At 62.8% G+C, this 11,932-nt stretch carries 4 protein-coding genes and 1 pseudogene; 4 read left to right on the plus strand and 1 reads right to left on the minus strand.

All coding sequences use genetic code 11. The features are described 5' to 3' along the window. Nucleotides 1-20 precede the first annotated feature (20 nt). Entirely contained in the window at nt 21-6,836 is a 6,816-nt protein-coding gene (locus AR3_RS00700) for a polymorphic toxin-type HINT domain-containing protein (RefSeq protein ID WP_146150290.1), read from the plus strand. 58 nt (nt 6,837-6,894) lie between these two features. Here the strand turns inward: AR3_RS00700 and AR3_RS30135 are convergent. Next, nucleotides 6,895-7,004: pseudogene (locus AR3_RS30135) on the minus strand (IS481 family transposase); the annotation flags it as partial. Between the two features lie 266 nt (nt 7,005-7,270). On the opposite strand from AR3_RS30135, the gene AR3_RS31920 reads away from it, so the two are divergent. The 3 genes from AR3_RS31920 (at nt 7,271) to AR3_RS29185 (ending at nt 11,450) form a co-directional block, all read left to right on the plus strand. Further along, the gene (locus tag AR3_RS31920; protein ID WP_227023193.1) at nt 7,271-7,735 is read left to right on the plus strand and encodes a hypothetical protein; all 465 of its coding nucleotides are present in this window, start codon (nt 7,271-7,273) and stop codon (nt 7,733-7,735) included. Between the two features lie 326 nt (nt 7,736-8,061). Beyond that, the gene (locus tag AR3_RS29180; protein ID WP_083950789.1) at nt 8,062-8,595 is read left to right on the plus strand and encodes a DUF4259 domain-containing protein; all 534 of its coding nucleotides are present in this window, start codon (nt 8,062-8,064) and stop codon (nt 8,593-8,595) included. 2,096 nt (nt 8,596-10,691) lie between these two features. Next, nucleotides 10,692-11,450 (plus strand): barstar family protein, encoded by a 759-nt coding sequence (locus tag AR3_RS29185; RefSeq protein WP_146150291.1) that lies wholly within the window; start codon nt 10,692-10,694, stop codon nt 11,448-11,450. The last annotated feature ends 482 nt before the right edge of the window (nt 11,451-11,932 follow it).

Consider the following 11,932-nt stretch of genomic DNA (forward strand, 5'->3'; position numbering starts at 1 on the left):
CGCAGCCTGTGGAGGATGCCGTGAGGGCACGTAGGACACTGGTGCTGGAGCCGCGCCGGGCCGCGCGCGCCATCGCGCTCGCCTTGCCGATCGCGCTATCGGTGGAGCTGCTGTCGGCGTTGCCCGCACAGGCCGATCCTCCCAACGCACGCCGGCCCGAGGTTCGCCACAGCGAACGGCTCGTCAAGGGACAGCGTCTGAAGGTCCGTCCGCGCAAAGACGACCCCGCCGCCAAGCCGGGACCGGCGGCCAAAGCCGCCTGGCCCTCACCCGGGGCGGCCGAGGTGGACGTCCCCGACACAGGATCGGCGAAAGCGGGCAGGCTTCCGGTCGAGGTCCTGCCGCCCACCGGCCGCTCCCGGCAAGCACGAACGCGAGCCGTGGCCGATGCCGGCAAGGTGCGGGTGACCGTCCTCGACCGCAAGGCCACGCGTACAGCCGGCATCAACGGCTTGGCGTTGACCGTGGCACGGACGGACAAGTCGGCTCCCGGCCGTGTCGGGATCCGTCTCGACTACGCCGAGTTCGCCCAGGCGTTCGGCGGCGCCTACGGGTCGCGGCTCCGGCTGGTACAGCTCCCCGAGTGCGCGCTGACTACACCCAGCAAACCCGAATGCCGGTCGGCGACGCCGATCCCGTCCAAGAACGACGCCGAGACCAAGACGCTGACCGCGGAGGTCGAAGCGGCACCCGCCGCGACCGGCACTGCAGCGGCGAGAGGAACGGTCCTCGTCGCCCAGGGTGAGACGTCCGGATCGCAAGGCGACTACAAGGCCACATCGCTGTCGGCGTCGGCGACCTGGAACGCCGGTGGGAACACCGGCGAGTTCACCTGGTCCTACCCGATGCGGGTGCCGCCCGTCCCAGGGGAGCTGGAGCCCAACCTGGAGATCTCCTACTCCTCGGGCAGCGTGGACGGACGCACCGGCAACACCAACGGCCAGCCGTCCTGGATCGGTGAGGGCTTCGACCTGTGGCCCGGCTTCATCGAACGGCGCTACATGTCGTGCGAGGACGACGGCGCGCCCAAGGACGAGTGGGGGAACTCCCCCGGCGACCAGTGCTGGGGCTACGACAACGCCACCGTCACCTGGAACGGCAAGGGCGGCGAGCTCATCAAGGCGTCCGACGGAACCTGGCGTCTCAGGGACGACGACGGAACCAAGTTCGAGAAGCTGACCGGCACCACCAACGGCGACGACGACGGCGAGTACTGGAAGGCCACCACCACCGACGGCGTCCAGTTCTTCTTCGGCCTCAACCGGCTGCCCGGCTGGAGCTCGGGCAAGCCCGAGACCGACGCGACCTGGACCGTCCCCGTCTTCGGCGACGACTCCGGCGAGCCGTGCCACAAGTCCACGGGATTCAAGGACTCGTGGTGCCAGCAGGCGTACCGCTGGAACCTCGACTACGTCGTCGACCGCGACGGGAACGTCATCACCTACACCTACGGCAAGGAGATCAACCACTACGGCCGCAACCTCAAGCCCGAGGACGAGACCCCCTACGTCCGCGGCGGTTACCTGAAGACCATCGCCTACGGCCTGCGCGAGGACGACGTGTACGCCACGGCGCCGGCCCGCGTGGTCTTCGAGACCTCCGAGCGGTGCCTGCCGGACGAGACGTTCGACTGCGATCCGGCCAAGATCGGCGACAAGCCGGACTACTGGTGGGACGTCCCGTGGGACCTCAACTGCGACTCCGGCCAGGAATGCGAGGACGACCACGGCGCGGTCGCGCCCACCTTCTGGTCCCGCAAGCGCCTCACCAAGGTCACCACCCAGGTCATCAAGCCGGACGCCTCCGGCTACCGCGACGTCGACTCCTGGTCGCTGGACCACGGCTGGGGCCTGGCCGACGTGGAACGGGACCTGCTGCTGAAGGAGATCGGCCACACCGGGCACGCCGCCGCCACGCCGATCAGCCTGCCGAAGGTGACGTTCAACCACGTCCAACTGCCCAACCGGCTGGACAAGACCGGCGACGACATCCTGCCCTACATCCGCTACCGGCTCGGGGCCATCTATGACGAGTCCGGCGGGCAGCTCGACATCGCCTACTCCGAACCCGAGTGCACCCCGGGCGACACACCGGCTCCGGAGACCAACACCAAGCGCTGCTTCCCCGTGATCTGGGCGCCGCCGGGCCGGGAGGAGCCGATCACCGACTGGTTCCACAAGTACGTGGTCACCTCGGTCACCCAGGTCGACCGGACGGGCCTGGCGCCCGACATGGTCACCAAGTACCAGTACCTGGGCGACGCCGCCTGGCACTTCGACGACGATGACGGCCTGACCAAGCAGAAGTACAAGACGTGGTCGCAGTGGCGCGGATACGGCCAGGTCCGCACCTTCACCGGCAGCCACGACAACCCGTCCACCCAGACGGACACCTTCTACCTGCGCGGCATGGACGGCGACCGCAAGACCAAGGACGGCGGTACGAAGTCCGTCACGGTGTCCGACGGCGAGGGCGGCACGCACACCGACCACAACTCGCTGGCGGGGTTCGTCCTCAAGACCGTCACCTACACCAAGCCCGACGGGGCGGTCCATTCCAAGACCGTCAACACGCCGTGGCGGGTGAAGACGGCCGAACGCGAGCGCTCCTGGGGGACCGCGACCGCCGAGGTCGTCCGTACCGGCGCCTCGCACACCTGGACGGCCAAGGACGGCGGCGGCTGGATCGAGACGAAGACCGAAACGGAGTACGCCGAGTCCGGCCCGGGAGTCGGACGGGTCGTCTCGGTCAACGATCTCGGCGACGTCACCACCAGCACCGACGACAAGTGCACCCGCACCACCTACGCCGACAACACCGGCGCCCACATGGTGGACTTCCCCTCCCGGGAGGAAACCGTCTCGGTGGCGTGCTCGGTGACGCCCGACCGTTCCAAGCACGTCATCTCCGACGTCCGCACCTACTACGACAACGGTGCTCTCGGCGCGGCCCCGTCCCGAGGCAACCCGACCAAGACCGAGAAGATCGCCGCCCATGACGGGACGACGGCGACCTACGTCACGGAGTCGGAACTCGCCTACGACGACTACGGCCGGGTGACGACGAGCAAGGACGCCGCGGGCAGGGCCACGACCACCGCCTACACCGACACCCACGGTCTGACCACCAAGAAGGTCGTGACGTCCCCGCCGGCCGATCCCGCCGACGCCTCGACCGCCCTGGTCACCACGGAGGAGATCGACCCCGCCTGGGGACAGCCGACCCGCACCATCGACCCCAACGACCTGCGGACCGACCTGGAATACGACGCGCTCGGACGGCTCCGGAAAGTCTGGAGACCCGACCGCTCCAAGGCGAACCAGCCCGACACCCCGAACCTCGAATTCGTCTACCGGGTCGCCGAAGGGAAGATCGTCGCCGTCACCACCAAGAAGCTCACGCCGGACGGCGGCGCCCAGCGCATCGCCCAGATCGAGCTGCTGGACGGCTGGCTGCGGACCCGCCAGACCCAGGCCCCCGGCCCCGAAGGGCGGCTGATCACCGACACCTTCTACGACGACCGCGGCCAGGTCGTGCGGACCAACGCCCCGTACTCCGCCGCCGGCGCCCCGGAGACCGAGCTCTTCGGCATCGGCACCCCGGGCAACGTCGAGTCCCAGACCCGCACCGAGTACGACGGCCTGGGCCGCAAGACCGTCGAACGGCTCATGGTGGGCAACGGCTCCCAGCCCGAGCAGGAGAAGTGGCGCACCACCTACTCCTACGGCGGCGGCAACCGCACCACGGTCACCCCGCCTCAGGGCGGCGTCCCCACCACCGAGATCACCAATGCCCGCGGCGAGGTGATCGAACGGCGCCAGCACAACGGGAACGACGTCGAGACGACCCGCTACGCCTACACCCCCGCCGGTGAGCTCGCCTCGGTGACCGACCCGTCCGGCAACACCTGGACCATCACCTACGACCTGCGCGGCCGCAAGATCCGCACCACCGACCCGGACAAGGGCACCACCACCTACACCTACGACGACCTGGACCGCCAGACGTCCGTCACCGACGCCCGCGGCAAGAAGGTCGTCACGGTCTACGACGGCCTCGACCGCAAGATCGCCCTGCACGAGACGTCCGAGAGCGGCCCCAAGCTCGCGTCCTGGACGTACGACACCGTGGTGCGCGGCAAGGGCAAGCTCGCCACCGCCACCCGCCACCAGAACGGCGACTACACCAGCCGCGTCAACGTCTACGACGCCCTGGGACGCGCCACCAGAACCACGATCACCATCCCGTCGTCCGAGACGGGGCTGGCGGGCTCCTATTCCTTCTCGACCTCCTACAACGCCGACGGGTCGCTCCGCAGCACGAGCCACCCGGCGGTGGGCGGCCTGCCCGCCGAGGTGCTGGTGTCGGAGTACGACGCCTTCGACCGGCCGACCCGACTCACCAGCTCCGCGTTCACCTACGTCGGCGGCACCGACTACACGCCCACCGGCAAGCCGATCCTGTACGAGTTCGGGAGCGGGAACAGCCGGGTGTGGAACACCCAGACATGGGAGTGGGGCACGCAGCGTCTGGCCTCGTCCCGCACCATCCGCGAGGGCATTTCCGGGGTCGACCGCGACGCCGCCTACCGCTACGACGACGCCGGCAACGTCCTCTCCATCTCCGACGTCTCCCGCGATGGAGTCGACACCCAGTGCTTCACCTACGACGACCTGCAGCGCCTGACCGAGGCCTGGACTGAAGCCGACACCACCTGCGAGCAGGCGCCGTCGGCCCAGATCATCGGAGGACCCGCCCCCTACTGGCACAGCTTCGAGTACGACAAGGCCGGCAACCGCACCAGCGAGACCCGGCACGGTCTCGCCGGCCAGGCCGACACCGTCCGCGCCTACACCTACGCCCCCGCGGGCCAGGGCAACCGCCTCAACAAGGTCGTCCAGACGGGCGGTGCCGGAAACCGCACCGACACCTACACCTACGACGCCACCGGCAACACCACGACCCGCCAGCTCGGCAGCAGCTCCCAGACCTTCGACTGGGGCACGACCGGCGAGCTGACGAAAGTCACCGAAGGAGACGCCGCCACCTCCTTCATCTACGACGCCGAGGGCACCCGCCTGATCCGCAAGGACCCGGGCGGCTCCACCCTCTACCTGCCCGACGGCACGGAACTCCGCACGGCGAACGGCAGCACGACCGCCACCCGCTACTACACGTTCAACGGGCAGACCGTCGCGATGCGCACGCCCTCCGGGGTCACCTTCCTGACGGGGGACCACCAGGGCACGGCCCAAGTCGCGGTCGACGCCGCCACGCGCGAGGCGACCGTCCGCCGCTTCACCCCGTTCGGCACGGTCCGCGGCTTCGACGAAAAGGACACCTGGCCGAACGACAAGGGCTTCGTCGGTGGAACGAACGACCCCACCGGCCTCACCCACCTGGGCGCCCGCGAATACGACCCCGAAACCGGCCGCTTCATCTCCGTCGACCCCCTCATGGACCTGGCCGACCCGCAGCAGATGAACGGCTACACCTACGCGGAGAACAACCCCGTCACCAAGTCCGACCCGGACGGGCTCATGGCCTGCCCGGACTCGTCCTGGTGCAGGAACATCACGCCGCCCATCGGCAACGTCAGCCGCAAGAAGCGGAAGAACTGGGCGGAAATCAACCACCCGGGCGTCATCAACTGGGGCCGCCAGCGAGCCCGCCAGGGAAGTGCTCCCAAGGCCCGCGACAGAATCGTCGGCATCTCCGGAGTCGTCAGAGTCCCCCCATCTGTCGACGTCGAACGTTTCAGGGAGAAGTTCTGGCAGGATTACCGCGAGCATTACGGTGATGCCACCTTCTATCCGGAGGCTCAGGCCGAAAAAGATTTGTATGCCGCACATCACGCATGCGCAGACATGGAGGACTGCCCAAGCGAGTGGCTGGCCAGCCTAGGCGTGGCGTGGATAGAAGCTGCGGGCGGAGTCGCTGCGATCTCCGGCGAATTCGGACCAGTTAAAGCCACCGCCCGACGCCGTCTGATCCGCAAGCTCATAAAAATGCAGAGCTGCGGGCGCAACAGCTTCATCCCGGGCACGCTGGTGCTGATGGCCGACGGCAGCCATAAGGCGATCGAGGACGTCAAAGTCGGCGACCTCGTCCTGGCGACCGACCCGAAGACGGGAGAAACGGCAGCCAAGCCCGTCGTGGACACGATCGTCGGCGACGGCACCAAGAACCTTGTCCAAATCTCTGTCGAGGCCGACCAGGGCCTACCGGCTCTGCTTGCCGCTGTTGATGCCAAGGAGGTCCAGGGCAACTCCGTTCTGACCGCCAGTGGCGACCAGGACGAACGTGCGAGCGGCGTGGTCATCGCCACCGACGAGCACCCCTTCTGGGTCGGCGGCGACTTGAACGCCTGGGTGAACGCCAAGGACCTCAAGCCCGGCATGTGGCTGCGCACCAGCGCCGGCACCTACGTCCAGGTCACCGCCATCAAGTCCTGGACGGCGTCCGACCAACGTGTCTACAACCTGACGGTCGCCGACCACCACACCTACTATGTGGTTGTTGGTGGGCGGTCCACGGCGCTGACTCATAACACCAACGAATGCATAACAGACGACAACGCCGCGGACTATTGGGCTGCGACCAACTTCAAATCAGTTGAAGAGACTATCGACTATCACCTCGCTAAGCATGGCAAAGGAAGAACTCTTGCCGAATATACACGAGAGGCAAGGAAATTGTGGGATGAGACGGATCCGAAAGATATGATCCCGGAGAGACTAAAGGACGGTAGCACTGGATGGAGGATCGAAGGCGGTTTGCTGCGTGGCACCGGAATCTATACAAAAGACGGAAAGATTGTGACGTGGTTTGACTGATATGACCGACTCTGGTGTGCCTCAATTGCCTTTTGGTAGGTTGCCTGTCCGAACGCCCCTAGATGTTTGAGGTCATGACGTTGGTGACGTTGGCGCGGAGCCGGGTCGCTGGTGGCTGGTTCCCGGCTGCGGTATGGGGCGGTGGTAGTTGTGGTGCACGTTCCAGATGGTCGGAGAAATCTATGGAGAGTGATAGGCTCGTCCTCTATAGACAAAATCTGGTCGACGAGAATTACTCGGGAAGACAGATCGGTCATCTGTCGATCGCTGAATCCCGTCTGGTTCGATGTGACTTCAGTAAGTCAAAGATCAAGGCGGGATCATTCGGAGGTGGGCGCAGAGCGAGCGTATACAGGGATTGTGTTTTCGATGGCATGCGCCTCAATGGAGTCCATGGCGGTTATGCAGTGTTCGAATCGTGCAGCTTTCGGAATGTGCGTATCACCAACGGATGGTTTCAAAACTGCGAATTCGTTGATTGCGTCTTTACGGGAACGTTGAGGGGCGTGCTCTTCTTTGGCGCGCCCTTGTCGGATTCGGTTCCGGATCTAGGGCGCACTAAGAACAGATTTTATGGGAATGATTTCTCGCAGGCGCGGCTTATTAATGTCAGTTTTAGGTTCGGTGTGGACCTGTCGACTCAAAGACTGCCAAAAGAAGACGAGTATCTGTATCTGGTTGACGCCGATTCGGTTCTCAGGAAAATTCGTAAAAAGATTCGAGGGTGGTCGCAAGAGGTACAGCAGGAACTGGACTCGACTCTCTCTGTGTATGAGTTGGAGGCGAGCACGGGGCAACGAGATCTGTTCATCCACGAGTCTCTCGTATTGGGCGGCGAGTTTCCAGAGGCTAGACGGAGGTTGTGGGAACTCTTGCGATCTATGGCGGTTCCCCATTGAGACCGTGTCAGGGTGACTGCGATCTCCCGCGCGTAACCACCCGTCTAGATGGAAGCCGCCCTTTCGGGAGCCAAGTGGACTAACCTCCTTAAGAGACATACGTGGGGATGTGCGAGACGGGTGGCCGAGTCTGCGTGGACCCCGCGAATGCTGACCGGGTTGGTGGCCCCGAACCGAGGGTGGCGCCGGACGGTACGGCTGGTCCTGGCCGAGTACGTCTTGTCGGCCACCGCATGCTCCGGCTTCGTACTCATGCGCCTGACCACGCCGCGTCGCACATAGATCTGCTTGCATACTGACACGAATAGCGCACTAGAGATAAGGGGTTGGTCGAAGAGTATCGGTTGTACATCGCATCTCTCGAAAAAATGCTCTATGAGCTATGGCGGTTATGTACGGCAACCTTCTCGGCGGAGCTTTGGATGGGTACCTGGGGGACTGGTCCCTTCGACAGCGATATAGCTGGAGATTTTCTCGATCAGCTGGAGGGCTTGTCGGCTTTGCAACGGCTGGCGGTCATGGAGCGCACGTTCAGAGTAGTTGTTGAAAGTTGTGCGAGTTCAACGTCCTCTGTGCTGCCAGAAGAAGTAATAGCGGCGGCTGCCTTGATGGCCGCGAACATTCCTGAGGGGCGATCCTTTGCCTGGGATGAGGAATATCCAGGTATGTCTGAATGGCTGCCAAAGCCGATCCCGTCCGACCTCGCCCCAAATGCTCTTCAGGCCCTGGACGTGGCGATCCCTCCAGAGGGATGGTTTTGGCGAAGCTGGGTGGACGATCGGGATAGGGCTGAGACGCAGGCCGTGATCGAGAGCCTGTGGGCCGTGTTGCTCGGAATCAGTGGAGGTGAATCCCAGTGATTCGCCGCTGGCGGAATCTGTCCTGACAGAATTGCTTTGGACTTATCCGGAAGTGCGAGACTCCTGGGGCTCGCTGCGCATTGGCCGTCCGAGGTGCTGGATGCGTCGGACAGATGTCGGAGTCCGCCAGATGACGGAGTCCGCGTGGACACCGCGAACGAAGAGTCGACTGTTGCTGCTCGGCTGGGATGCCGACGCCACTGACCGAGGCGTTCGTCCGCGCGGTCAGCAGCTGGAGATTGACGCAGTGGGTGAAGACGTTGCAGCCACTGTATCGAGAGAGGGCTTCATGAGCGCCCTGTTGGCGACTGCACGAGAGTGGTGTCAACCCGCTACTGCGGGAGATCCCGGGCATCGCAAACAATCCATTCATGTCCAAAGTGTATTTGCGATCGTGATTATAGGTGTGCTCCGGTCCTTGTGTGCTCGGGGCATGCTCTCGCATCTTGCGAACAACGGCGCGTTACGGTGAAGCACGGACGGGTCTTTCCGGGTCGGCAGGACGGGTTGGTCGCGCTTCTCATCCTGCCGCTGGAAGACCCGTCCCCTCACTCACACCCCACCGTTCACAACGTCATGTCCCGCAACACCTAGATGGAGGAATTTAAGATTGGAATTCACGACTGTTTACCCTAGATGGTCACGTAGCGGGGCATGTGCCGCGTTGATAGCAGTCGCCTGGACCCCTAGGGATGTTCCAGGTGTTGGTGATCTGCTTGCCGAGTCCCTTCAGGTATCACTCGAGACAATGAGGCCCGTGGTCGAACGGGACATGGAGTTGATGAAAAAATGGCGATTGTAGATTGCATTCGTCGAAAAATGAAGGCCGGCTTGAGACCTTGGGTATCCGCTGAGCTGAGCGCCGCGGAACAACGGGAGATTGGAGTCGTCCGCCGGGTGGCAAAAGAGTTCACGCAAGGGATAGAATGCCATGACTGATATGACCGAGTTTCGGCGCGCGTTCAACGCCTTTTGGAAGATGCCCTTCCCGGACCGGCCCCGAGGAAAGGAATTTCAGGATTGGGCCGTTCTTTTGCTCATCCTGGATACACACGTAGCAGGGTATGCGTCCCGGGTCAATAGCGGTGACATGGACCCTCGGGATGTTCCGGGTGTTGGTGATCTGCTTGCTGAGCTCAAGTCCCTGCGTGCATCACTCGAGACGATAAGGCCCGAGACCGAGCGAGATAAGGAGTTGGCCGAAGAATATCGATCATACATAGCATCTCTCGAAAAAATGCTTTATGAGCTTTGGCGATTGTCCTGTCAATGACATCTGTGCGCGCTTGCGCATCAAGAGTGGGTAGGCCTCCGAAAGATTGAATGGCGTCTTCGTGGCCACCATGTAGCTACGCCGTGGGTGTCATCCGGCGGCACCAAAAGATGATTGGAAGCAAAGGCTGAGTATGCACGCCGCAACACGGCGCCATCTGCATGGACATTATGAAAGATAGATCAATGGATGCTAGAGACCGGGGCCTGCATATCTAAGTGGTGTGCACGCTTTTGGATGCAGATGGACTCGGGTTTCCAGGAATTGGGATCATCGCCCGAACGAGCCTGCTCTGGGAGTCGCGACTCGCGGCCAATTCATTTCTAGCGTCATGTTGACGAGCACTTTTCTGGGGCGGCGGTGACATGAACGCCTGGGGGAACGCCAAGGACCTCAAGCCCGGCATGTGGCTGCGGGCCAGAGCCGAAACGAACAGCAGACTTTCCGGGCCGTTGGCAGAAGCTGGTAAACTCTGGCGACATCAATTCGTATAGGACTCTTCCGTGAAGCAGGATAACTCGACTGGTCGTGGCCGACGGCTGACGAGGGCCGAAATCGCCAAGGTGATCAATGACCTGCCGTGCGCGAGAGAGACGATGTTGATACCATCATTTCTCGCGGTAAGAGGCTATATGCGGAAAGCGCCCGAGGGTTGTTGTCGGAACTGGCCGCTGCCGGATTTGTTGTGACAAGCGTGGGGCAGCTGCGCCAATCCGGTAAACAATACAAGGATGCAGTGCCCATTCTCCTTGACTGGCTTCCTCGCATTCGATACCTGCCATTGGCTGAAAATGTCGTCTAGTCGATAGCGAAGTGAGTCGTGATGATGAGCGAAGGAGCGACGCTTCCGCTGTATCAGCTGGTTGAAGAAGAATCTGGCAGGGTCATTATCGAGGCAAGGGAGATCGACGGCTTCTTCGTGGACTCGGATCGCGACGAGTCAAGAGACGTTCTGATTTATGGCTCCGCACGAGAGCCAATTCGTCCCGATCGCGACCTGCTCGACGTGGAGCTGCGCGTGGTGCACTCGGACGGCAAGGTGATCGGATCGTATTACATAGGGCGTGTGGGACTGCGGTCCGAGTTCGAAGGGGAGGGCGGTGTTGGACAGGGCGGTGGCTTTGTCGCAACCTTCTATTGCTATGCCAGTCCGTATCCAGCGGCAGGCGAGCTTTGGCGCCGATGGGCTTTCGGAGGTCCTATCCGCGAGGGGGAATGGGCGGAGCATCCCGTGGAGGCGCATCGCAGTTGGCTCCACGTGGTTCAGAACTCATGGTTCGAAGCGGGGCATTCAGCCAGGAGGTACGGGACTGAAGAGGTCTGCGTCATCGACGGTAGGAAGATTGCTGCGGTAAGCAGCTTCTATTGCGCACTTGGTGAATCGGTTAACGGTCCCGGTGGATATTTCGGGTCGAATCTCGATGCGCTTGCTGATTGCCTCAGGCAATCAGCGGGCACTGGAACTCCGTTCGAATTGATATGGGAGCACTTCTCTGTTGCACAGGAAAAGCTGGGGAGTCGCGTGGCTGAGACCCTCGTCTCTCTACTCCGGGAATTCGACGTGGACGTGACGCTCAAATAGCTCCGCTCACCCTGATGGCGCTCGATACCCTGCCGCCGTTTCTTATCGACAACTCTGCTGCGAACGCGCGCTCTCCGGTCGAATCGAAGACGACCGACAGCGAAGGCGATGTCCTCGCTTGGCGGCACGCTGACGGAAGGAGATCAAATGGAAAAGCTTGGCGGATGGCTCATGCAAAAGAATTTGAAAGGGTTCCTGGTCGCCTTGTCGGAAGTTGTCGACTACGAGTTCGCATGTATACGTTCCCGAGGATATCCCATGCCTTCGTGCGCAGATTGAGACCGTATAGATGGTTTTCGACTATTTCGATGTCTCCCCCGACGTTGAATTTCTCGACTAAGTGCAACCTGCTCGGCGGGCTCCGGGAGCCGAGGCCTACAGGCATCTGAAGCAAGGTCTTTCCTTTAGCCGTAGGCGTCGGCCGAGGGGAGACTTGTTACGTCTACGGAGCGCCTAACTCAGATAAACGCATGACGACACGC

Origin of the sequence: Actinomadura rubrobrunea NBRC 15275 (genome assembly GCF_001552235.1) — a bacterium.
Taxonomy (GTDB): Bacteria; Actinomycetota; Actinomycetes; order Streptosporangiales; family Streptosporangiaceae; genus Spirillospora; species Spirillospora viridilutea.